The following is a 24,342-nucleotide window of genomic DNA, read 5'->3' on the forward strand; positions in this document are numbered from 1 at the left end:
ACCTGTACCGGCAGTGTTTCCAGTTTATCGATGTTGGTATAGAAGTTGCCATTAAAACTTTCGAAGCTCAGGTTGGCCCCCAGTCCTTTCTGGAACAGCGCATTGATATCGCCATTAAGGGAATAGAAGCGGCAGTCTTTCTTGGGGTTCAATGTATACTCTACATCTACATCGCCATTGATGGTGCTTGCCTCTGCTTCGCGCACCAGGTTCGTAAGTTTGATGCTCCCGTTAATGTTATTGGCGAGCACTACACCATTTACCCCCTGCACTGATACATCTCCGTTGTTAATGGTACTTACATCGATATGTATACTGGCCGGAACTTTCACTACAAAATCAAGACGATAATCATACTCTTCATTGCAGTTTCGGCAATTGTTATTCCAATTGTAGCCCCAGTCGCGCTTGTTCTTTCCTCGCTTGTCGGTGCGCTTTCCAAAATTAGAGCAGCCGCCCTCCGAATATAGTATAATACTATCGGCACGATCTATTACACCTAACTGTATTTCCTGTTTACCTTTCTCCAGCCGGGCTTCTGTTTTAGCATATACCGACTTGGTTACTTCCACCAGAATTTTATCACCGGTATAGCCTTCTACTTTAATAGAACCGTTGATGTTGGCAATCATCAGTGCATTATCTGCACTCTTCTTTTCGAACGTAAATGTTTTGGATATTTTTTCTGTATGTGTTTGCGCGTGCAAACCTGCCGCGATCAGCAGCAAACAGATCTGTAATAATGTCTTCATGGGATTATAGAGTTAGTGATTATTCGATCAGCTTATAACCTGAATACTTTCTTTGATCTTTTTCTTTACCTCCAGCGGAGTCTTCTTATTGTCGAGTAATTTTTCCAATTCCTTTACCGATGATTTTACCTGTAGTGTGGCCATCAATTCGGCCAGTTCTACCTGCACGAGTGGCGATTGTTGCTGGGCGATGGAACGGATAAGTGCTTCGCGTACTTCACTATTTCTTGCATAGCCTTTCAATACATCCAGTGCTGCAAGCCTTACGTTTACGTTGCTGTCGTTGTTCAATGTCTCGATCAACGCAACGGTAACTTTACTGCTCACCTGGTCCATCTCCTGTGTAAGACTCACCGCTTTGAGACGCTCGGTAGCCGATTCTTTTTCGAGAAGAGAAAGCATCATCATCTCTTTCAAATCTGTTACCTGCTGACTGAGCATTTCTATTTGTCCGGAATCACTCGCAGCACCCGTTGAAGGACGCACCCAAAAACCTATTGCCAATCCAGCCAGTAGGGCCACCGTTGCAAAAGCAAGCTTCGGCATCAGTTCAGGCCATGCAAAGAACTGCCTCCACGAAAATGCTTTACTGCTCTTTTTTTCCTGCGCCAGCATCCGGTAGAATTTATCATCCAGTTCCAGCGAAGGCATCGGTGATTCTACGTGCATGATCTGATCGTGCAGTTGTTGCATATCTTCCAGGTCATGAAGTTCGATCACACCATCCTCCAGCCATTTCTCAATGATCTTCAGGTCGTCTGCACTGGTTTGTCCAGCGCGGTACTTCGTCAGCATTGCATCTATACTTGTTCGTTCCATACTATATTTTATTTTTCATTAACCGTTATCGGTTACCGTTAACGATTAACCATTGACGGTTAACAGATAACGGCTAGAATTTGGCTTCCAGCTTTTGATACATCTCCTTCAATTCCTGCAGTGCGCGGAATACCTTTACCTTTACCGCGCCTTCAGAACATCCGAGTATCTCGCCTATCTCTTTATACTTCTTGTCCTGGAATTTACTCAGCACTAATATTTCGCGTTTCTCTTCGGGCAACCTGTCCATGGCCATGGAGAGCAAATGCATTTCCTCTTCCTGTTGCAATGATGAAGCGCGATTGTCATCACTGCCGAGGCGATCCTGCCAGGTTTCGAGCGAGTCTTTAGCAGTAATCTTATTCTTCCGGAAATGGTCGTGACTTACATTGCGCGCAATGTGAAACATCCATGTTCTGAAGTCGCCCTCTCCGCGGAAGAGATAGCGATACTTCAGTATCCGGTAGAAAACATTCTGCACGAGATCTTCGCTGAGGTCTGCATCTTTATTCATGTGGTAGAAAAAACCGAACAAAGGTTTCTTATACCGCTCGAAAAGCAGGCTCAGTTTATCGACATCGCCATCCCTGACTTTAAGCATCAGGCTGTTATCCGTTAGTGCGTCCAATTCAGAAGGTAAAGTTTTCAAGATGGGTAACTTAAGGTTTTACGGATGGTTACACGGCTTTGTAAAGTTTCTTAAAATTTATGTTTCCATGAAATTGTATTCGCGGGCAAGCCTGTAATTGTATTCTGTACACCACAAACCTTTTGGAAAATTATAGGTCATTCAAAGAATTTATCTTATCTTCCTATAGCCCATCCGATGAAAACCACGAGTATTGTTGTACTTCTGGCAAGCTCTGTATTGCTTACCGGCATCAGCGCTGTTATTACGCGCTACGCGGTTCAGGACAGCCGTGATCGGGTGAATTGGGTCTTCCATACATACGAAGTGATCAACCGTGCATCCGATATTCTTTCTACGCTAAAGAATATAGAATCCAATCAGCGAAGGTATATGCTAACAGGCAGCGTTGGCCCTCTGAAAGATATAGAGGCCGGCCACCGTACGTTGCTTCAGCTAATCGATTCATTGCAACATAAGGTGGCCGATAACCCGCAGCAAACATGGCTGTTAAAAAAGAAACTTGTGCCTGCTATAACACGCAAGCTCGATCACATCTATACTGTTTCTACCATCTATAAACACAGCACAAAGAACGATGCTCTTTTTCTGAAAGAACAAAATGAAGAAAAAGCATTAACCGACAGTATCGAAACATGGCAGGCGCTCTTTATTGAGCACGAAAAAAATTTACTGACCGATCGTCTCCTGCAGGTAGCCACTACACATAAACGCCAGAATGTTATTCGCTATACCAGCTTCTCGCTGATAGCACTGGCTTCGGTACTGGCACTGATTACTATTTTGCAGAAAGAAAAAAAGAACACGCAGCTCATCTCTGCAATGAACAACGTGAATGAAACACTCGAGAAGAAAGTAAAGCAGCGAACCTACGAATTACAGAAGCAGTTTAACGTAACCGAAGAACTGAACGAAGAGCTGCAACAGAATATGGAAGAACTTGAATCGTTCTACGAAGCATTACAGATACGAAATATAAAAGCAGAAGATGCGCTGGCCGAGGTGCAGGATCTCTATAACAATGCCCCCTGCGGATATCACTCCCTCGCTCCTGACGGCACTATATTGCGCATGAATGAAACAGAGTTGAACTGGCTGGGATATACTTCAGAAGAGGTGTTGGGTAAAATGCATGTTACTGCTATACTGGTTCCGGATGAACATCAATCGTATTATAACGACTTCAATTCATTTAAAGAACATGGTTTTATACACAACAAGGAACATACTTTTTTGCGAAAAGACGGTAGTACGTTTCCCATACTGCTAAACGCTACCGCTATATATGATGAGCAGGGTGAATATGTGATGAGCCGCGGAACTGTGATTGATATCAGCGAACGCAAAGAAGCCGAAGAACAACTTCGCGAGTTCAACAAGAAGCTCATGCACTTCAACGAAGAGAAGAATAATTTTCTGGCTGTAGCAGCACATGATCTGAAAAGCCCGATCAATAATATTATCGGTCTTACTTCCCTGATCAATATGAGCAAGCAGGATTTACCGGGCGATATACAGGAGTATATTCGGCACATTCAGCGCTCGTGCAGTAACATGCAGTCGCTTATCATTAACCTGCTCGACATTAACAAGATTGAACAAGGCTCGATGGAACTCAAACCTGAGCTTATCAACATCAGCAGTTTTATGCGGCAGCATATTCATGGTTTCCGCGAGCACTCTACTGCCAAGAATATAACGCTCACACTGGAAGATCACCAGGCTGTCAATACCTTTATCACGACCGATCTATCGGCCTTGCAACGTATACTTGACAATCTTCTTTCAAATGCAATCAAGTTCTCCCCTAAAAATAAAAATGTTACCCTGCGTGTTCAGCAGGATCTGGCTATGCTCAGAATCGAAGTAGAAGATCAGGGCCCCGGTATACCTCCTGAGGAAATCGGTTTACTGTTTCGGAAATTTAAAAGACTAAGTGCCCGCCCTACCGATGGCGAAAGCTCTACAGGTCTTGGCCTCTCTATCGTAAAACAACTGGTACAGGTATTAAAAGGAAAAATTTCAGTAGAGAGCAAAGTTGGCAAGGGCACAACGTTCGTGGTAGAGCTGCCACTGATCTATATTGAGAGTGACCGTGTGCCGCAGCCCGTTATCTAACTGCTCTTCGCTGACATCCATCTATATTATAGATCCGGAGCGAAATATACCTTACGAATTACGAATAGAGGAAAGTTTGTTGCGTTCGTCCTGCAGCTCACGCGAAAGCTTGGTTTGTTTCTCCATCGCCCTGCGTTTATACTCTTCATACTCATTGGTGAGCATGTTGATGGTGAGTTTCTTTTCGTGCAGTGATTTTGTAATCACCTTCATGCGACCAATAAAAGTAACGATCACGAAAGCCAGTCCGGCCACGAGTATCGCTACAATGGTAAGAAATACATTCTTGTCGAAATCTATACCGAGCACTGATATATGGGTGCTGTCGTGCAGCGAAGCCGCCACGGATTGCTCCTTTTTTTGCATAGCCGTTTTAGCATCGGCTACCTGTGCATTTAGCTGGGCTATGGTTTTCTTGGCATCGCGAATGGCTACATCTTTAGCCAGTAATGAATCGCGCGTAATTTTCCAGACTCCGTCCAGCACACTTTCCTTCACCACTTTATATTCCTTAAAGGTTTGCGCTTTGGCCTTCATAATGCTGAAGCGCTCGCGCAGCGTGTAGTTCTCAGGCGGAGGCTGTACCTCGGTGGTGGCAGGTTGCTGAGCGAATGAAAATTGAAAAGCCAACAGATATACCCACAGTGCCACAAAGTTTTTCAGTATTTTCATAAGCGAACTGGTTGAATAGTTTTTGCAACTTACATTATCTTCATTCCTTTTGCCAGCCTAATTATATTAACCGTGAATCTGTTCGATCAAAGTCTTATCGTAAGGGACGAAAGGCAATGATGTGCCTGGTTTCCCGATGATTAAGCCATTGCTGAAAGCCAAAAACAGAAAGCCGAAGCCGGAATTTACTCGCGATTAACGAATAGTGAATATCGAACAAGGAATATCGAATGCAGAAGTACTGCCCATAGTAGCGGACGCCTACTTCCATCCCTCCTCAATACCCAGTCCGAACAAAGCGAAATCGTACTTTACCGGATCTATAGGGTCGAACTGGCGGAGGTTGGCGGTAAGTTCGAGCGCAGTTTGCCAGTCGGTTTGTTTTCTGCGGATGAGTTTGAGTTTACGCGCTACACGATCTACGTGCAGATCGCACGGACAGATCAGTTGTGCAGGTTTGATTTTTTTCCAGATGCCGAAATCAACACCCTTATCATCTTGCCGCACCATCCAGCGCAGGTACATCACCAGGCGCTTGCAGGTAGACTTCCGCGAAGGAGAAGGTATATGTTTACGCGTTCGCTGCGGTGCATCTTCCAGACTGAAGAACAATTGCTGAAACTGATCGAGGCCTTTCTCGATCGTATCCTGACCAGCTATATAGAAAGCTTCTTCCAGTGATTTATGATTCTGATAAAACCATCGCAATGCTTCCAGGAAATATAGTGTATCCGTTGCGTTAAAGGTACGATGCTTAAATTCCAGCAGCGGTTTCAGGTCCTGTTCGGAATGATGAAGTATAAATTGATGCGGCTCGTTGTCCATCATCGCCATCAACTGCCGGCATTTGTTAATGATCGTTTTTCGTTGCCCCCACGCCAGCACGGCTGCAAATAAACCGGCTATCTCTATATCCTGTTTCTTCCGAAACATGTGCGGAATAGAAACCGGATCGTTCTCTATAAACCCCGGACGATTATATAGCGCTACTTTCTCATCCAGAAATTCTTTCAATTCTACGGTCGTCTGCTTCGCTCGCTTCACGTTCTGTTTTTTCTCAAGGATACTATATTTCGCTGGAATAAAATAGCTGCTGCATTCATTCGCTGTTAATGGTTCTCCGTTAGTCGTGTGTGAGTGCGGAGTGAGGAAACAAAATCCAGCCAAGAGCCTGCCAATAACGATTAACGGATATACTATTAACGACTAACGATTAAGAGAGAACCACCAACGACTACCGAACTTTTACTATCTTGCTCTCAAACCTGCGGATCGTTATGAAGAAATTTCTCAAGTACTTTGCCCTTACCCTGTTGTTGCTCATTGTGGTTGCTATAGTATATATACTGGCAACATTCCCGCCTATTATGACCGGGATGGCTGCCAAGACGATGTGCTCATGTGTATTTGTTACCAACCGTGAACCGGCCAGTGTAGTGGAGCAGGAGTTCCAGGTATTTCCGGGAATGCCATCTTTACCGTATGAAGTTAATCGTGAAGATTCTTCTGTGTCGGTAACCATGTTCTGGAAAACCGGTAAAGCTATATATCGCAAAGGGCTTGGCTGTACCTTGCTCGCAGAGATGGATGAAGAAGCCGTGCGCGCGCAACCCGTCAGACGACCCCAACCAGCTATTACCAACCAGGATACTATTGCCTGGCCATCGGGCAACCTGGTAAAAGATACATTGCTCGCTGGTATAGATTATGGTAAAGTGCGTGAAGCGGTGAACCAGGCATTCGCAGATGTTGATCCGAAGAACCCGGTGTTTACGCATGGCGTAGCCGTTGTATACGATGGCCACCTGATAGCCGAGCAATATGCCACCGGGTATACCTATAACAGTCGCATGATGGGCTGGTCAATGACCAAGAGTATAACCAACGCACTGATCGGTATACTGGTAAAAGAAGGGAAACTCAAGATCGATGAAGCTGCGCCCGTGGCCGAATGGAGAAATGATGAGCGCAGTAAAATTACACTCAACAATTTACTGCAGGCCAGCAGCGGACTCGAGTGGTCGGAATCTTACTTCTCTCCTACAGCCGACTTCCACCAGATGTTTATCAAGAGTGATGATAAGGCTGCGTATGCGGCTGCACGTAAATTGAAATACGAGCCCGGCACATTCTTTCAATACTCCAGCGGCACAACGAATATACTTTCACGCATCATCCGGCAAACCGTAAGCGACAGTGCTTACTATCGTTTTCCCTATGAAAAGCTGTTCCATCGTATCGGTATGAACACGGCTATCATTGAGCCGGATGCTTCCGGTACATTTGTCGCTTCGTCTTATTCGTTTGCATCGGCACGCGACTGGGCCCGCTTTGGTCTGCTATATCTCAACGATGGTATATGGAATGGAGAACGTATACTTCCGGAAGGCTGGGTGAAGTATTCTACAACGCCTGCGCCATCCGCCAAAGCGCGTCAGTATGGAGCACAGATATGGCTGAACCTTGGTGATCCCTACAACCCGCAGGTAGTAGAATATCCAGGTTTACCGGCTGAAGCCATTATCTTCGATGGCTTCGAAAAGAATTTTGTAGTGATCGTGCCTTCTAAAAAACTCGTAGTGGTTCGCCTGGGTGTAACGCACAACAAAAACTTCAGTCTTGCAAATCTGGTCAACGGAATTATAGCGGGGCTTCCGAATTAATCAACCGGGTAATGTATACCGAGTATAGCACGGATGCGATCCAGTGTCTGCATTTGTTGCAGCGTATCCTGGTGTGTCATCACCGGACTTTCGGTTAGTCCTTTACGAAGACACTCGCCCACATGCCGCGCTTCAAACTGGTAGCCGTATCCATCTTCGCGATATACTTCTATAGGCTCCGGTGCATCTTTACCCATGGCAATCTCCAGTTTGCTAATGGCATTGTGAAAACGATTCTTCAATAACAATCGTCCTTCAGTGCCGGCTATAACAGCTTCCACCGGTGTATGTGCCGAGAGTGTTGCCGAAAGTGTAGCGATTGCTCCCGAAGAAAATTTCATCAGCATAGAACATTGTTCATCTACACCCGTGTCGTATAGGGTAGCCGTTGCCTGTATATCGGTTGGCATGCCCAGTAATGATTGCGCAAGGAATACGGGATATATACCTATATCCAGCAAGGCGCCCCCTCCTAACAAAGGACTGGTTAAGCGTGGAGCTACAGGAGGCTCGGGATTAAAACCAAAGTCTGCTTGTATCCATTTTATTGGCCCGAGTTTGCCTGACTGAATGATCTCTGTTACTTTTTGATATTGCGGCAGGAACTTCGTCCAGAAAGCTTCCATAATAAAAACTTTCCGCGCGTGTGCAATTTCTATTACTTCTTTTGCCTGGCGACTGTTAAGTGTAAAGGCTTTTTCGCAAAGCACAGCTTTACCATGCTTCAAACAAAGCAAGGCATGTTCGTGATGCAAACCATGCGGTGTGGCTATATAGATCACATCCACCTCGGGCGATGTTACCAGTGCTTCGTATGTAGTAAAGAATGTTGCAGCTCCAAACTGTTCGGCAAAAGCTTTTGCACGGGCTTCATCACGCGCGGCTACTGCAACCAATGAAGCGTCTTCCACCAGCTTCAAGTCGTTTGCAAACTTGTGAGCAATCTTGCCACATCCTAAAATTCCCCAACGAATTGTTCGCGCCATATTTTGTGTCGATCGTTTGATGTTCGTGGTAAATTAAAGAATATTGGCGGATGGCAAAAAGCGGCACACACTTTCACTTTAAACGGTTCTCTGTAGCACACGACCGGTGCTCTATGAAGGTGGGCACCGATGGTGTATTACTCGGTGCCTGGACAGATATACAATCGGCACAAACTATACTCGACATTGGCACGGGCACGGGTGTTATTGCGCTGATGCTGGCGCAACGTTCTTCACCCGACACGATCATTGATGCTATTGAACTTGAAGAGACAGACGCTGCGCAAGCTACTGAAAATGTACAGCACTCACCCTGGCCAGACAAGGTAACGATCTATACCGGAGCTATACAGGAGTATGCTACAGATAAACAGTATGATCTGATCGTATCCAATCCACCGTACTTTGTTAACAGCCAGGAGCCGCCTGATAAACGAAGATTACAAACACGGCATACCGTTTCCCTCAGTTTTGATGCACTGTTGCAGGCAGTGAAGCGGTTGTTAAAACCTACCGGTACATTTCATGTTATACTTCCCTATACAGAAGGTATACAATTTATCGAGCTGGCCTCAACCTATTCGTTATCATGTATACGGCAATGGAGTTTTCGCACACGCACCGGTAAACCTGTTGAACGATGGCTGTTAACATTTGCATTTATACCAGCTTCGCTTGATACGGGTGAGATATTGCTATACCAGCAAGACAACACCTGGCACAACTCCTATATAGATCTGACGCGTGAATTTTATCTGAACATGTAACAGAAACATACTTTTATCCGCTGCTATCTAATCCTGATTTGCCATGTCTGGAACCTGTTCTAACATGCAAAAAAATCAGTATATTCGTTATCACAAACAAAAACCCCCTCTATGAAAAAAGTAAACATCCTCATCATTCTCTCGTGGCTTACGGGCAGTGCCCTGGCCCAATCTACCTGGACGATCGACAAGGCTCACTCGCGTGTCGGCTTCAGTGTGGCGCACATGGTAGTTTCTGAAACAGAAGGAAGCTTCAAAGATTTTGATTCCAAAGTATCAACGAAGGCTACTGACTTTAATGGTGCTGACATTGAGTTTACTGCTAAGACTGCATCGATCGATACAGACAATGAGAAGCGCGACAATCACCTGAAAAGCGGTGAGTTTTTTGATGCTGAAAAATTTCCCGAGATAAAATTCAAAGGCAACCTTGTAAAGGAAAGCGACAAGTATGTATTGAAGGGCAACCTCACTATACGCGATGTAACCAGGCCCGTAACTTTCAATGTTACGTATGGCGGCTCTGTAAAAACCGGCAATGGCGAGAAGGCAGGCTTCAAACTTACCGGCAAGATCAACCGACAAGACTATGGACTGAAATGGAGCAAGACCATTGAGTCCGGTGGCCTGGTGGTTGGTGATGATGTAGAGATCATCTGCAAAATAGAACTCAACAAAGCGTAATTCCCAAGTTTACCAACGCAGGCGCTGGACGCAGATCCGTTTGTCAGAAATATACCTGCTGACAACGTATTGCTATTCTATTGTGTCTAATCTTCTGCGAAAAAAAGTAACCCGTTGTGCCCTGTACAACGTATAGAGATTATCCCAAACCCTATGAACATGAAAATCGAAGAAGAGATCAGTCAAACGAAATTTCGTAACACTCTTCAAAAAGCCATCATCAATGTAATTTTTACTTCTAACTGGATACAGGATAGACAGCAGAGTTTTTTTAAACCGTATGGCATCACAGCCCAGCAGTTTAATATACTCCGCATCCTGCGCGGTCAGCATCCCAATGGTATCTCCGGAGCTTCCATCAAGGCACGCATGATGGATAAGAACTCGGATGTATCGCGCTTACTCGATCGCCTCGAAGTAAAAGAACTGATTGAGAAAAAACTGAGTCCGCTCGATAAGCGCGCAACGGATGTTACCATTTCTGCCAAAGGCATGGAAGTACTCAATGAGATCGACAAGAAACAAAAAGAGTTTGATGGTGTGATCGCGCTATCCGATGATGAAGCCGAGCAGCTCAGCGACCTGCTCGACAAATGCAGAGGATAAAAAGTAAAAGAAGAATATAGAGGGCTATATTCTCGACAATTCTTCTTTCACAAAGTCCATAAGCTCTTTTATATAGGCCCTGCTAAAATCAAACCGGATGTTAGCAGCCTTGTATATTTCCGGAATAGAACGCAGGTAGCCAAGCTTCAATGCATTCTGGTATCCCTGTAATCCTTTAGCAGGATCGTTCCGGAAATTTCTCCATACTGCTATAGCACCGAGTTGTGCCATACCATACTCGATATAGTAAAAGGGCACTTCGTACAGGTGAAGCTGTTTTTGCCACAGGTAATCTTTTGTCTCCTGTAGTTCGCTCCAATCAGTAACAGTATCCGCGAACTGATCGAAGATACGATTCCACGCACGCTTGCGATCTTCGAGCGAGTGAGAGGCGTGCTCGTATAGCCAGTGCTGGTATTTATCGATGGTGGCCACCCACGGTAATGTTTCGATGAGGTCTTCAAGATGATCGCGCTTGGCACGCTTCAATTCTTCTGCATCGGTAAAGAATACATCCCAATGATCCATCGATATTAATTCCATGGACATAGAAGCAAGCTCTGCTACTTCGGATGGTGTTGATTTGAAATCGTTCAGCTCCAGATCGCGCGTCAGAAAATTATGTATAGCATGGCCACCTTCGTGCATGATCGTTACCATGTCGCGTAGCGTAGACGTTGCGTTCATAAAAATAAACGGCACACCTATTTCTGACAGCGGATAATTATACCCACCCGGAGCTTTGCCCTTTCTTGATTCAAGATCGAGATGGCCCATCTCTTTCATGATCGCGAGACATTGCCCGAGGAACGGATCAAGCCTGCGAAATACTTCGATGGTTTTCTCCGTAAGTTCTTTACCCGTTGTGAAAGGCTTTAATGCTTCGCGTCCTTCCGGATCAACCGCTTTATCCCACGGGCGCAGTGCCGATACTTTTAACGCCTGCTTGCGTTCACGCGCAAACTCATTCAACAATGGCACTACTTCATTTTGAATAGCATCGTGAAAATCAAAACAATCTTTCGGAGTATAATCAAAACGGCCCAGCGACTTGAACATATAGTCGCGGAAATTAGTGAAGCCTGCATTCAACGATACTTTATGACGCAACCCGATCAATGCAGAGAAAAGATTATCCAGTGTTTCTTTATCCTTTAATCTTCTGTTGGAGATCAGATGATATACTGTTTCACGCTTCTTACGATCCGTATCCATTAACACGACTGATGCCTGTTGCAGCGTAACTTCTTTTCCCTCCCACTCTATCGTCATAGCACCGGAGATCTGCGCATACTTTTGTGTTTCAGTATTGATCTCGGTATAAAGCGGCACGTTCTCTTCACGAAATATCTCGATCTCTTTTTTCAAATTACGGATCATGATATCGTATCCTTCTTCTTTTGCCAGCGCATCGAGGAAAGGTGACGATGCTGCTTTCTTGTTCAACTGATCAGATACCGGGGCAACTTCCGGTTGAATGTTTTGTATAAAATCCTGGTACGATTTGCTGTAGGCTTCATTATCGGTATAACAAGTCATGTTAATATAGCGCCATGCCAGGTCTTCGGAGATGATTGATTCCAACTCACTGCGATCTTTAAACCAGTGCTTCAGTGCATCGATCGTTGGCAGATCGCGTTGCAGAAGCTGATCGAAGTAAGGCTTGAGCTCTCCCCAGCTTGTTACCTTGAATGTTTCCGGCAAAAATTTACGTTGAGGTCTTTGTGGTATCGCTATAACTGTCATGATGGTTGTTGCGTTGTTGAAATAGTAAAATCAAAATTACACAAAGATAATTCCTTACTGCGGCAGGAAAGTATATTCTTTACCGGCCTCCGTCAGAATATCATATTCGATATTAGCGGGAAGTTCTGTGCGTGAGAGTTTTGCTTCGGGTGAAATGATCGGATCTTTTACCGCCACCACTTCATAAAAAGGATTGGTGTTAACATCTGCGGCATTCTTCAGCACGATCTTGCCACTGCCTTTCAATGGCTGATGTACACGCAACCGGCAAACACCACCGAGTTTGGATTGTATCCGAAGCGAAGTAATTTTTTTATCCTTCCAGCTTATATCTACAATGTATCCTCCGCGGGCAACAAGTCCTTTTACATTTCCGTCTTTCCATGCATCGGGCAATGCTGGCAGTATATGCAATGCACCATCGTGCGATTGTACCAGCATCTCTGCTATACCCGAGGTACAACCAAAGTTACCATCGATCTGAAAGGGCGGATGCGCATCAAATAAATTCGGATACGTTCCTCCTCCTCCTTCGTTGGTACCTACAGGTTTTAACTGATCGGTAATAAGTTTATAGGCGTGGTTACCATCGAGCAACCGCGCCCACAAATTTACTTTCCAGCCCATGGACCAACCGGTAGAAACATCGCCCCGTTGTATCAGCGTGTTGCGCGCAGCCATAAATAATTCGGGCGTGCGATATGGTGTGATCTGGTTGCTGGGATATAAACCATATAGATGCGATACGTGACGATGCTTGTCGGTAGGATTATCCCAATCATGAAGCCACTCCTGCAACTGACTATATTTACCAACCTGCATCGGGGCAAGTCGTTCTTTCAGTTGTCGTAATGTATCCGCGAAAGCTTTATCGTTCTTTAAAATTTCAGAAGCCTTCATGGTGCGGGTAAAGAGATCGAACAACAACTGATTATCCATTGTAGCACCTGCCGTGATCGAAGCCTTCTCAGTATCGCTATAGGTATACGTATTCTCCGGAGAAACAGAGGGGCTCACGATCAACCAATGATGTTCCGGATCTTCCTGCAATACATCAACAAAGAAACGACACGCTCCTTTCAGCACCGGATAATATTGACGCAGAAAATTTACGTCTCCGGTAAACATATAGTGCTCCCACAAGTGCTGCGACAACCACGCACCACTCATCGGCCACACACCATGCGAATATGCACCATCGATAGGATCGGTTACGCGCCACAAGTCTGTGTTATGATGACATACCCAGCCGCGTGCACCATACGTTTTGGCTGCGCTGGCCTGACCGGTATACGAAAGATCGTTCAGCATTTTAAACAACGGATCGTGCAGCTCGCTCAGGTTTGTTACTTCTGCCGGCCAATAGTTCATTTCGGTGTTAATGTTCACGGTATACTTACTATCCCACGGAGGCATCACTTTATTATTCCATATACCTTGTAATGTAGCGGGTTGTCCGCCAGGCTGCGAACTACAGATAAGCAGGTAGCGACCATACTGAAAATATAGCGCGGCAAGATGCGGATCATTGCCCGTAGCAAAATCTGCCAGTCGTTTATCGGTTGTGTTGTTTACAGCAGATGTTGTTCCCAAGTCAAGCTTAACGCGATCAAAGTAATTATGATAGAATTTCTTGTGCGCTGCGAGGGCCGCGGTATATTTCTTCTTTACGGCTGCCTGCAGAAACTGAGATGCACGTGCATGTTCATCGCCACTGATGTCGTGATAGTTCTTAACATTCGTAGCGATCGATATATAGATCGTAGCCGCATTGGCTTTCGATATAGCTACACCAGAGGTATCTGTTTTTACAGTACCACCTTCTGATAATGCCTGCACTTGTCCTTCAAATTCCACAGCACCCTTTACACCTTCATGATCGCCCGTTATACCATTCAGCAACAGTATATTTTGTTCTTCGCGAACACTATGTTTTTGCGGACTTTGCCACGAAAGCTTACAGGTAATGTTACCAGGCTTATCGGCTGTGAGACGTACGATAATTACCTGGTCGGGAAAAGAAGTAAATACTTCGCGCGTATAGCGCACGCCATTCACGGTATAGGAAACAGTTGCCACAGCATCTTCAAGCGAGAGATCGCGTCTATAGTCTTGCGCCTGATCGTGCCCGGCAAACTCCATAAATAAACTTCCCACCGGTTGAAGGGGCATGCCATCATTGAGTGAATGTATATTCTTATTGGCAAGCGCCTGTGCTTCGGCATATTTACCTTCGGCCAGCAGTTTACGGATGGGCCCGATATACTGTGCTGTAGCCGGATTAATATTATTATTCGGCCCACCGGCCCACACAGTACATTCATTCAATTGCAATTCTTCTTTTTGCGTACCGCCATACAGCATAGCACCCAGGCGACCATTGCCCAAGGGCAAGGCTTCTTCCCAGGTACCGGCAGGTTTATTGTACCATAATTTAAAAGGAGCCTGTTGAGCAAAAGCATTTCCCCAAAGCAGGCAGCAAATTGCAACGATGCTATATTTCATATCCTTGATTTTTTCCATACATCCATTTTATTGACCACTACACACCTTGTGAACAAGATGATTCTGTGAATATAGAACAGACCTTTAAACTTTCCGTTGAACAAAGCATTTTTATAACAATTATTTCATGGCGATACTTGCATATCGTAACATCCGTATGGAGAAAAATAAGGAAGGTCACGCATTTCGGTTGCACCCCAAACAGGTGTTGGAGCGTATTGGATTAGATGGTTTTGTACTGGCGTTGCTCGGCATGATCGGGCTTGCCTATATATGGCCGCAAGGGGGTATAGCAGAGGGCGCCTTCTCACTTTCATCCTTGGCTAATTATGGTGTATCGCTGATCTTCTTTTTTTATGGTTTGCGACTGAGCAAGAAAAAACTAAAGGAAGGTCTCGGCAACTGGAAGCTGCATATACTGGTGCAGCTCAGTACATTTATACTCTTCCCGCTACTGGTGCTTCCGTTTAAAGGAATGTTTAGCGATACTTCTGTCCAAGTGCTCTGGCTTGGCACATTCTTCCTGGCAAGTTTACCATCCACGGTTTCTTCTTCCGTAGTAATGGTATCGCTGGCAGAAGGAAATATACCGGCTGCTATTTTCAATGCGAGTATATCCAGTATTATTGGCGTATTCATCACACCGATATGGATGGGTTTAATTCTATCCGGTTCATCAGGTGATATGGAAATGGGCTCCATCATCCTCAAACTGATCGCGCAGGTATTGTTACCGGTAGTACTCGGCATATTGCTGAACCCGGTGTGGGGCGCGTTTGCGGATAAGTATAAAAAGCAATTAAAATATTTTGATCAGACGATCATCCTTGTAATCGTATATACTGCCTTCTGTGAATCGTTCGAAAAGAAAATGTTCAGTGATCTTACCGGTATAGAGTTACTGCTACTGGGAGCATCGATGCTGATACTATTCTTTGCTGCCTATGGAATTACGACATTGATCTGTCGCCTGTTAAAATTTGATCGTGCAGATCGCGTAACAGCAGTATTCTGCGGATCGAAAAAGTCATTGGTACATGGCACGGTAATGTCGCGCGTGTTATTTTCGCAAAGCACCATGACCGGTATGTTGTTATTGCCGCTGATGATGTATCACGCACTGCAACTTATTGTAGTGAGCATGATTGCCCGCAAGATGGTGAAGAATATACATACATCCGATAAACCTATAGCTGCAATAGTGCCGAATACATAGAACCCTGGTATACCGAAGGTGCTTCCGCTAATTTCTTTACAGAAGCTATACCAGCTTCCCTGGCAAATTTTACCAACGAAGTATACGATATAGGATAAGGCACCCAGGTGTTTGCTGCTTCTGTATTATACTCTACCAATAGTATCCTTCCCGTTGATTTCAGCTTCTTCCGGATGTTGGCGATAAAGGTATATTTATCAGCCACATAGTGAAATGAATTAGCCATCAATATACCATCCAACGGTTCGAGCGCGAGCTCATCTTTTACAAAATCCTTTTCCAGCGTATGAAGTGCTATACCTTTTGGCAGCATGATGGAACGCAGCGCAGCACGATTACTATCCACCGCATATACTATACTTGAAGCCGGCAACAGCGAAGCAAGCGCCTGCGTAAATAATCCCCGACCAGCTCCCAAATCGGCCCACACCTGTGGCGATGCCTGCTCCACGCCTGTTGCTATCAGATTTATAGCGGTTTTTAATTCCATAGATATATTACTGTTCCCGAATGACTTCGAGAATATCTCTCTTCTCAAACATTTTAGATATATCGCTTTTTAAGAGTGGGTATGGATCTGTCCTATAGGTCGAATCACCGTGCGTTAATAGTTTATCAAGCCCACTGATTTGTGTCGCTACGTAGTTATTTGAAAACACGTAAATGGTATCGCCCTTCACTTCTGCTACTTTTAATAAACTATACTGTCCATCTTCTGTCTTGAATTTATAGACATCTCCCTTTGTTGGTGATTGTACCAGCACCTTACTATTCTCACTTTTTTTAAATTCTCCTATTACTGAATTTATTAGTAAAACAACTACCAATACCACCCCTATATATGTCCAAATAGGAGTTCTTATATACTGTTTTATCTCTTTATAAACGGATGGAAAGGCATATTGGAATTCATTACCATTTAGTAATATATTTTTGCAATGATTACATTGAGTTACATATTTCTTGCCTGCCGGAAAAAAGGGTATCCAAAATACGTGCACATATCTCTGAAATATACTTAGTTGAAGATTGTTGCTTACTTTACAACTCTCACATTGTTTTGAAATACTCTGGGTTGTTAAATGAGAGTCCTTTATCCCGAAAATAATCATGTTATAATAATTTATTTCTCGATCAGTTCTACGTACCCTTGTTTAGGATACATACCATGACAAACGCAATTGACCATAGCGCCAGATGCTCTAAACACGTACAAAAGATAATACACCTTTTACGAATAACAAACGTGTAACAAATATCGAACAAGGAACTCTGATCAACGAATGTTGAAGTTGGTGGCGGCAATGATAACGATTAACGGTTAACCATTCACGAATAACGAACGCAGAAGTATGCGAGTGAGCAATATCCCCTCGCACACTTTTGCCAGAAATCAATTCTTATATACCTGCACCATAAACACGTAATCCTTCCAGCGCTTTACTTGCTGCACGCGGGTAGTGTTTTTTATGGTGTTGTACTTGGGAAGAACCAAAGGCTTATCGAGGGTATCGAGTGATGCTGTAGTGATCACATCGGCAACAACAGAAGACTTGATTGCGAAAGCTGTACCTGCTGTTTCTGTCTGGGAACCACTGATAATGCCGACTATATCTCCACTTTCGTTGAAAAGTGGTCCGCCACTGTTACCGGGATTTACGGGCACAGAAATCTGGTATGCATTCGGATTCTGACTAAAGCCTGTCGAGGCACTGATAGAACCTTCACCGAATACTATATCTTCGCGCGGAAAACCAAGGGTAAATACACGCTCTCCCAGATTGGCTTCTCCTTTTATAATTGAATACGGCAGCGTGCGACTCACGCTGGTAACAGAATCATGCTCGATACGCAGCACCGCTATATCATTGGCTGGATCGCTCAATACAACGGCAACCTTCTGTCTGCCGAATTTTTCATTCTCGATAAATACAGAATCCGATTCTTTCACAACGTGATAGCTGGTGGCCACATAACCATTGGTAGAGATAAGGAAACCTGTACCGGCATATTTACCGGGGATAGGAACAGGCTTGGTGCGATCTTTTGTCTCGGCTATATCTTCCATCATTATTTTCTGCGAGCGCTTGATCTGGTCTACATTTCTGCGCAGTTCTTTATAGATAGCCGTTTGTTTTGTTTCGAGTGAGCGCGTCATCCACAGCGTGCCGAGAATACTGAGAAATGCTACAGAGGCTGCTACAGCCGTCATCGGCCAATATTTTTTCCAGCCGGTGGCAGGCATAACCACTACCGGTACCGTTGTGTCGGCTTCTTCCAGTTGCTGGTGTGTTTCTTCCAGTATAGTTTTTAACTGATTACGACTGCCGTAGAATTTCATGGCTTCGCGAAATGCCTGGTGTTGTTCGGCTTTGCTTCGAAACAATGGATCGTGTTCAAGTCTATATTCAATGGATGCTACCTGCTCCGCGGTAAGTTTACCGGCAGCGAAGTCATCCAGCAATTCGTAGAGAGTTTGGTCAGTATTCATGGGAGGTCTTCTTTATACGTTGCAAAAAATAATTTCTTCAGTCTTTGCAGACATTTATACTTTTGGTTCTTGGCGTTATCAGCATTCGTGTAACCGAACTTTTCACTGATCGCTTCCATCGACAGATCATTGATATAGAAATCTTCCAGTATACCGCGGCAGGGTTCTCCTAAACCACTCAGTGATTCGCGCATACGGGCAAATTTCTTCTCGTTCTCCTCGATCGTCACCATCTCTTCTTCTATACCGAGGAACGTTTCCGTCTCCTCAATATTTCCGTGGAATCTTTTCTTCTCCGCCAATCGCTTCAGCCACAGCCTCCGGCACACAGCATAGAGGTAGGTTTTGATTTTGCAGGTGAGAACAAAATCCTCTTCCTGCACCTTCTCGTAAAATGCGATCACCGCCTCCTGGTAAATATCCTTGGCTTCCTGCTCGGTGCCGTTGTTCGACCGGATCAGGTTGACTACCATAGGATAATGTGCCTTGTAGAGCTCCCGGAGCGCCACTTCATTCTTCTTCTTGATCTCAGATACGATCAGTTCGTCAAAATAATACGCCACGTTAAAAGGTCGATTTTATACAAAAGTGCTGCGAAGGTAACCCAAAGAAAAATATCTTTTACGATGGGTGACCTTTGTGAATTTGCTGTATGAAAGGAAATTTTTAAACCAATAAGTCATGAAAAACACTGTTAAACTTGCTTTCGCTGCATTAGTTTTCACATTTGCTGTAGTTGCTTGCCAACCTAAGAAAACTGAAGAAGCTACGGCTCCTGCAGATTCAACTGTAGTAGAAACTCCTGTTGATAGCGCTGCTACAACACCTGCTGACAGTACAGCAACTCCTGCTGATTCTACAGCGCATCACTAAGAAACCAACGGCTGACCGCAAAAACGGTCAGCCTTTTTCTATTCTGTTTCCGGTTACGGCCAACCAGGAACTTTCTCTCTCCGCGCGCGCGATTTTTTTCTCACACGGGAATCTCATTTTCCCCATTTCTCTCTCGATTTATTATTGAATGTATTGATCATAGCAGCTCTGCTGCTATCATGAATGGTCCGCCACGCGTGTAACCGGTCCACCGGGTCGTGTCATTCCTGTTTTGCTTTTTCTCTCAACCATTTAAATTCTTCTGATTATGAAAAACATAGTATATGTCTTTCTGGTATTGTCATGCCTTTTCGCAGCGTGTGCTGCCAAGAAAAGTGAATCAAGCATGGCTGATACTGATACACTTGATGAAACAACGGTAGTTGATCAAAACAATGTATTGGCCAAAGCACAACTGGCGCCTGTACCCACCAACGATCTTTACTCGAACGGAAAAGTAAAACTCATCAAGAATGTACACTACCGCTTTGAAGTAGAAAATGTAAAGACCGCCACCGAAAATATAGAAGCCGCCATAAAGAAATATCCGGCCTATATATCTTCTTCCAATCTGCATTTGGATAATCCTATACTGGAAAACAAAATTACGATCCGGGTGCAGAGCGAATACTTTCATGACTTGTTAAAAGAGATCGATCTGCAAGCCCGCTTCGTAAACTTCCGCGATGTAAAGACCGATGATGTATCCAAAGAGTTTGTTGATCTTGAATCGCGCCTCAAAACCAAACGCGAAGTAGAAGAACGCTATACCGACATCCTCCGAAAGAAAGCAGGCACTATTGAAGAATTACTCAATGCCGAACGGGAGATCGGTGAATTACACGAAGAGATCGAAGCCACCGTAAGTCGAATCAACTATCTGAAAGAACAGGTGAGCTATAGCACACTGGAGCTGGAATTTTATCAAACGATATCACAAGAGATAGCCTCTGCCGATACCGTTACTCCGCGCGATCGCTTTATCGATGCACTCTCTACAGGTTGGGAAGGTTTAGTTACTATAATAGTAGCGCTAGCCTATCTCTGGCCTATATATATACTTGCCGGAATCATTATTATATACCTGAAAATTGTTCGTAAGAAGATTCGGATTCAATATAAATAATTCACTCCATGCCAAGTAAGACAAGCACCTTACGCAAGTGCTAAAGGAATATAGATATATAATTCATCAACAACAGTACAAAAACAAAAAAGCCGGAAACCTCCGGCTTTTTTCGGCTTTAAATTTTCTCTTCCGATAACGTTACGGTTTTGTAGCGCCTGAACCGGGATCGGTAATTCTTTTACCACTTCTGTCGAAATAATAATTCTTGGTATCATCGCCAGCACCAACACGAATCAGGTATCCGTTGTTAGTTTTGTTGCGGTATACCTGGCCGCTTTCCCATCCCGTATATTCTGAACCTTTCAATGTGGTGCGCAACGATGAAGGCACTTCATTGGACTTGATCATGATATAATCTTTCTGAATATACTGATCAGATTGTGACGGTTGACTTGGTGTTGTCGGCTCCGTAACAGAAGGCTGTGTTGCTGGTTGAGTACGGGTTGAATCTTGAGCACTCACTGCCGCAATGCCTATCATAAACACTCCGGCAAAAAATAACATTACTTTTTTCATAGCACAGTAATAATTAGTTATTAAAGATTGACAATTATTTTATGCCCCTATAAGAAAACAAAACTGTGCCCGTTGTTAAGTCAGTTCAAGTTGTTCAACATTTGTGTGTATTGAGGAATCAGATGGACACCTTGTTTCGACAACTGTAGGAAAATGCGCCATTTTATTTTTTTCCGATGTATGGGTTTAAAAAGCAGATCAGTATAAGAACCTCTTTCCACATAAATAGGTTATATTCACTATTTAAAAATCATGTAATAGCCATGCGAAAAATTCTCATTCTAATACTTGGTTTAGGTATATGTACCACAACAATTGCGCAGAATCCGGCAGTAATTGCACCTGATACATCGCTGCTTTCGGTGCAACTCTTGCAGGATACCATCCGCAGAGATACGGTTGAAACTCCGTCATCCGTACCGGCAGGTAATACACAGCTTACAGCTCCCAGTAAATATTATAGTCTTATCAAACCTAATGCTATCACGCGAAAAGGATTATTCTCCGTACACAAAGTAGAAGACAAATATTATTTTGAAATACCCGATAGCTTGCTCGGGCGCGATCTCCTCATAGTCAGTCGCATAGCACAAGGTGCTGCCGGTGTGCGGCAGGAATATATAGGCTATGCTGGCGACCAGATCGGTAATACGATTATCCGTTTTGAAAAAGGTCCTTCACACAAATTATTTCTGAGGCGCATCACATACCAGGAAAATGCAGGCGATAGCACCAACTCGATGTTCAATGCTGTGATCCGTTCTAACCTGCAACCACTCGCAGCGGCCTTTGGTATAGGAGCTTATTCTCCGGGAGGCAAAGGAAGTGTGATCGATGTTACCGATTATATTAATGGGAGTAATGATATACTCTTCTTTAATTCTTCTTCTCGCAAAACCATGCACATAGGCGAATTACTGTCTAACATGTGCTATATAAAAGATATTAATTCATACCCGGTAAACCTGGAGATCCGCACCATTAAAACGTATAGCGAATCTACGAGTGACAATACCATTACGCTCGAACTCAACACATCTATAGTATTGTTACCCAAGAAGCCTATGCGAAAACGATTTGCTGATCGCAGGGTTGGTTACTTTGCTGAACGCTATACCGACTACGATGCCAACCCACAGGGTGTAAAGATCATCAACTATATAAAGCGGTGGCGACTGGAACCCAAGCCGGAAGATATAGCCAGGTATAAACGCGGTGAACTGGTTGAACCACAGAAACCCATTATATACTATATCGATCCGGCCACACCACAAAAGTGGATTCCTTATCTGAAGCAAGGTATAGAAGACTGGCAGGTAGCCTTTGAGAAAGCCGGCTTCAAGAATGCTATACTGGCAAAAGAAGCGCCCAGTGCTGATGTTGATCCTGACTGGAGCCTGGAAGACTCGCGCCACTCTGCTATAGTATATAAACCATCTTCTATTGCCAATGCAGCCGGGCCTATCATTACAGACCCGCGGAGCGGAGAAATATTGGAGAGTCATATCAACTGGTATCACAACCTGATGTCCATACTGCACGACTGGTATATGGTGCAATGTGGTGCGAGCGATCCGCGCGCGCAGAAAATGAAATTTGATGATGACCTGATGGGAGAACTGATCCGCTCGGTAGCAGCGCATGAAGTAGGGCACTCCCTGGGACTTACGCATAATTTTGGTGCAAGCTCTACCGTGCCGGTAGAAAAACTTCGCGACCGCGTGTGGCTCGAAGAGAATGGCCACACACCTTCTATTATGGACTACTCGCGTTTCAATTATGTTGCACAGCCACAGGATAGTGTAACGGAACGCGGACTTATTGCACGCATCGGTAAATATGATCTGTGGGCTATTGAGTATGGCTATCGCTATTATGCAGATATACCTTCATCGGAGAATGAGATCCCTTTTCTGAATGGCGCCATTGTAGAAAAAATGAAAGACCAGCAGCTCTGGTATGCTTCTGAATTTTCGACAGACGATCCGCGTGTGCAGACGGAAGATCTCGGTGATAATGCGATGAAGGCCGGTGATTATGGTATAAAAAATCTACAGCGTATTGTTCCGCGCCTCAATGCGTGGACGTATGTACCAAACGAAGGCTATAAGAACCTGAACCAGATGTATAATGGTGTAATCAACCAGTATAATAATTATCTGAATCATGTTACCGCCTATATTGGAGGAACATACGAAACCATTAAATCGAGCGAGCAGATTGGTCCGGTATATCGCGTAGTGCCTGCTGCGCTGCAACGTGAAGCCATCAATTTTCTGAACAAAAATCTTTTTCAACCTCCCATGTGGCTGCTGGATACAGTGGTGTTGGCGCGTGTCGGGCAAAGCGCTACACAGATCATCGGTCAGTCACAAGAAATGGTATTGAACAATCTGCTCAACTATAATACACTCAACAAACTCGCAGAAGCAGAAGCGATGTATGATACACGAGCCTATAGACTTATTAATTATCTCGATGATCTTGACCAGGCCATATGGACGGAGTTGGCAACCTATGGCACAGTAGGTGTATATCGCAGATACCTGCAACGCTATTATGTAGATAAGATGATTGAACTTTCTAAAAACAATACGGCTCTCTCAGATGCTGATGCGTTGATTAAGAGCAAGCTAAACGATATACAGGCACGCTTGAAGAAAGCTATACCCAAAACAAAAGATTCCATGACCGTATTTCATCTGAAATACCTCGATGAAAAAATAGACAAGAGTCGCTAAACATAAGCGAATATAGAATAGCTGATAAAATTCTGCACTTCCGCAAACTGTAGAAAACACCCATCACCGGGTAACACACGCACTTCCCTGTTTCAGACGCTCGCAACGGTATAATAATTTACTCTTGCGCCTTAAAAACGCGAACGATTATGGGAAAAGACAGAGACGGGAAATTCCATCCCTCAAAAGGAAAACCGACCGGACAGGGTAAGGAGAATAGTGTTGAGCTGCACCTGAAGGAAGATGGCGCGTTAGATCAGTACCTGCAAACTGCAGAGAAATATACAGATGGTCCTGAAGAGTTGCCCGCTAATGTAAGGATACGACATCCGAATCGTCATGCTGACAAGCATACCGAGCACGCTTCTGATGGCAAGCCTACACGAACTTATGCGCGGACAGCATCATC

Annotated in this window: 23 protein-coding genes; 10 read left to right on the forward strand and 13 right to left on the reverse strand. The window is 44.4% G+C overall.

Annotation, left to right across the window (positions count from 1 at the left end):
- The 3 genes from VIN08_RS14725 to VIN08_RS14735 form a co-directional block, all read right to left on the reverse strand.
- The coding region (locus VIN08_RS14725; protein WP_331966592.1) for a hypothetical protein at positions 1–752 on the reverse strand (752 nt) is incomplete at its 3' end.
- 27 nt (positions 753–779) lie between these two features.
- Positions 780–1,571 carry a HEAT repeat domain-containing protein gene (locus VIN08_RS14730; protein WP_331966595.1) on the reverse strand — a complete coding sequence of 264 codons (792 nt, stop codon included), beginning with the start codon at positions 1,569–1,571 and terminating at the stop codon, positions 780–782.
- A 73-nt stretch (positions 1,572–1,644) separates the two neighbouring features.
- The gene (locus VIN08_RS14735; RefSeq protein ID WP_331966598.1) at positions 1,645–2,220 is read right to left on the reverse strand and encodes an RNA polymerase sigma factor; all 576 of its coding nucleotides are present in this window, start codon (positions 2,218–2,220) and stop codon (positions 1,645–1,647) included.
- A 177-nt stretch (positions 2,221–2,397) separates the two neighbouring features.
- Between VIN08_RS14735 and VIN08_RS14740 the strand changes: the two genes are divergently transcribed.
- Positions 2,398–4,338 (forward strand): ATP-binding protein, encoded by a 1,941-nt coding sequence (locus tag VIN08_RS14740; protein WP_331966601.1) that lies wholly within the window; start codon positions 2,398–2,400, stop codon positions 4,336–4,338.
- Positions 4,339–4,389: 51 nt separating this feature from the next.
- On the opposite strand, the gene VIN08_RS14745 is transcribed toward VIN08_RS14740, so the two are convergent.
- Together VIN08_RS14745 and VIN08_RS14750 are read right to left on the reverse strand one after the other, a co-directional pair.
- Positions 4,390–5,010, reverse strand: coding sequence for a hypothetical protein (locus VIN08_RS14745; RefSeq protein WP_331966604.1), 621 nt, complete (start codon positions 5,008–5,010; stop codon positions 4,390–4,392).
- Between the two features lie 261 nt (positions 5,011–5,271).
- Positions 5,272–6,054 (reverse strand): TIGR02757 family protein, encoded by a 783-nt coding sequence (locus tag VIN08_RS14750; RefSeq protein ID WP_331966606.1) that lies wholly within the window; start codon positions 6,052–6,054, stop codon positions 5,272–5,274.
- Between the two features lie 233 nt (positions 6,055–6,287).
- Here VIN08_RS14750 and VIN08_RS14755 point away from each other — a divergent pair, with 233 nt between their 5' ends.
- Positions 6,288–7,673 (forward strand): serine hydrolase, encoded by a 1,386-nt coding sequence (locus tag VIN08_RS14755; RefSeq protein ID WP_331966609.1) that lies wholly within the window; start codon positions 6,288–6,290, stop codon positions 7,671–7,673.
- Here VIN08_RS14755 and VIN08_RS14760 read toward each other — a convergent pair.
- A complete protein-coding gene (locus VIN08_RS14760) occupies positions 7,670–8,659 on the reverse strand; it encodes a Gfo/Idh/MocA family oxidoreductase (protein WP_331966612.1) in 990 nt (329 codons plus the stop codon). The two genes, VIN08_RS14755 and VIN08_RS14760, sit on opposite strands and share 4 nt — an antisense overlap.
- A gap of 50 nt (positions 8,660–8,709) precedes the next feature.
- Between VIN08_RS14760 and VIN08_RS14765 the strand changes: the two genes are divergently transcribed.
- The 3 genes from VIN08_RS14765 to VIN08_RS14775 all read left to right on the forward strand — a co-directional run bounded on the left by VIN08_RS14765 (position 8,710) and on the right by VIN08_RS14775 (position 10,716).
- Complete coding sequence (locus VIN08_RS14765) at positions 8,710–9,426, forward strand: tRNA1(Val) (adenine(37)-N6)-methyltransferase (RefSeq protein WP_331966615.1); 717 nt, start codon at positions 8,710–8,712, stop codon at positions 9,424–9,426.
- A 111-nt stretch (positions 9,427–9,537) separates the two neighbouring features.
- Positions 9,538–10,110 (forward strand): YceI family protein, encoded by a 573-nt coding sequence (locus VIN08_RS14770; protein ID WP_331966618.1) that lies wholly within the window; start codon positions 9,538–9,540, stop codon positions 10,108–10,110.
- Positions 10,111–10,263: 153 nt separating this feature from the next.
- A complete protein-coding gene (locus tag VIN08_RS14775) occupies positions 10,264–10,716 on the forward strand; it encodes a MarR family winged helix-turn-helix transcriptional regulator (protein ID WP_331966620.1) in 453 nt (150 codons plus the stop codon).
- A gap of 24 nt (positions 10,717–10,740) precedes the next feature.
- On the opposite strand, the gene VIN08_RS14780 is transcribed toward VIN08_RS14775, so the two are convergent.
- Both VIN08_RS14780 and VIN08_RS14785 read right to left on the reverse strand, forming a co-directional pair.
- Positions 10,741–12,462, reverse strand: coding sequence for a M3 family oligoendopeptidase (locus tag VIN08_RS14780; RefSeq protein WP_331966622.1), 1,722 nt, complete (start codon positions 12,460–12,462; stop codon positions 10,741–10,743).
- A gap of 54 nt (positions 12,463–12,516) precedes the next feature.
- A complete protein-coding gene (locus tag VIN08_RS14785; RefSeq protein ID WP_331966625.1) occupies positions 12,517–14,985 on the reverse strand; it encodes a glycoside hydrolase family 95 protein in 2,469 nt (822 codons plus the stop codon).
- A gap of 139 nt (positions 14,986–15,124) precedes the next feature.
- Between VIN08_RS14785 and VIN08_RS14790 the strand changes: the two genes are divergently transcribed.
- Entirely contained in the window at positions 15,125–16,183 is a 1,059-nt protein-coding gene (locus VIN08_RS14790) for a bile acid:sodium symporter family protein (protein WP_331966654.1), read from the forward strand.
- Here VIN08_RS14790 and VIN08_RS14795 read toward each other — a convergent pair.
- The 4 genes from VIN08_RS14795 to VIN08_RS14810 all read right to left on the reverse strand — a co-directional run bounded on the left by VIN08_RS14795 (position 16,155) and on the right by VIN08_RS14810 (position 19,237).
- Positions 16,155–16,673, reverse strand: a complete 519-nt coding sequence (locus VIN08_RS14795; protein ID WP_331966628.1) for a class I SAM-dependent methyltransferase — start codon at positions 16,671–16,673, stop codon at positions 16,155–16,157. The two genes, VIN08_RS14790 and VIN08_RS14795, sit on opposite strands and share 29 nt — an antisense overlap.
- 7 nt (positions 16,674–16,680) lie before the next feature.
- The gene (locus tag VIN08_RS14800; RefSeq protein WP_331966631.1) at positions 16,681–17,184 is read right to left on the reverse strand and encodes a hypothetical protein; all 504 of its coding nucleotides are present in this window, start codon (positions 17,182–17,184) and stop codon (positions 16,681–16,683) included.
- A gap of 392 nt (positions 17,185–17,576) precedes the next feature.
- Complete coding sequence (locus tag VIN08_RS14805; protein WP_331966634.1) at positions 17,577–18,674, reverse strand: serine protease; 1,098 nt, start codon at positions 18,672–18,674, stop codon at positions 17,577–17,579.
- Positions 18,671–19,237, reverse strand: a complete 567-nt coding sequence (locus tag VIN08_RS14810) for a sigma-70 family RNA polymerase sigma factor (protein WP_331966637.1) — start codon at positions 19,235–19,237, stop codon at positions 18,671–18,673. Before VIN08_RS14810 ends, VIN08_RS14805 begins: the two co-directional genes overlap by 4 nt.
- Positions 19,238–19,355: 118 nt before the next feature.
- Here VIN08_RS14810 and VIN08_RS14815 point away from each other — a divergent pair, with 118 nt between their 5' ends.
- Together VIN08_RS14815 and VIN08_RS14820 are read left to right on the forward strand one after the other, a co-directional pair.
- Positions 19,356–19,547, forward strand: a complete 192-nt coding sequence (locus VIN08_RS14815) for a hypothetical protein (RefSeq protein WP_331966640.1) — start codon at positions 19,356–19,358, stop codon at positions 19,545–19,547.
- A gap of 268 nt (positions 19,548–19,815) precedes the next feature.
- Positions 19,816–20,673 (forward strand): DUF4349 domain-containing protein, encoded by an 858-nt coding sequence (locus tag VIN08_RS14820; protein WP_331966643.1) that lies wholly within the window; start codon positions 19,816–19,818, stop codon positions 20,671–20,673.
- Between the two features lie 141 nt (positions 20,674–20,814).
- Here VIN08_RS14820 and VIN08_RS14825 read toward each other — a convergent pair whose 3' ends face one another.
- Positions 20,815–21,192, reverse strand: coding sequence for a hypothetical protein (locus VIN08_RS14825; RefSeq protein WP_331966645.1), 378 nt, complete (start codon positions 21,190–21,192; stop codon positions 20,815–20,817).
- Between the two features lie 263 nt (positions 21,193–21,455).
- On the opposite strand from VIN08_RS14825, the gene VIN08_RS14830 reads away from it, so the two are divergent.
- The gene (locus VIN08_RS14830) at positions 21,456–23,933 is read left to right on the forward strand and encodes a zinc-dependent metalloprotease (protein ID WP_331966648.1); all 2,478 of its coding nucleotides are present in this window, start codon (positions 21,456–21,458) and stop codon (positions 23,931–23,933) included.
- Between the two features lie 149 nt (positions 23,934–24,082).
- Positions 24,083–24,342, forward strand: a 260-nt coding sequence (locus VIN08_RS14835; RefSeq protein WP_331966651.1) for a hypothetical protein, incomplete at its 3' end; no start/stop codon positions are given.

It is taken from the genome of Ohtaekwangia sp., assembly GCF_036568665.1.
Taxonomy (GTDB): domain Bacteria; phylum Bacteroidota; class Bacteroidia; order Cytophagales; family Cyclobacteriaceae; genus Ohtaekwangia.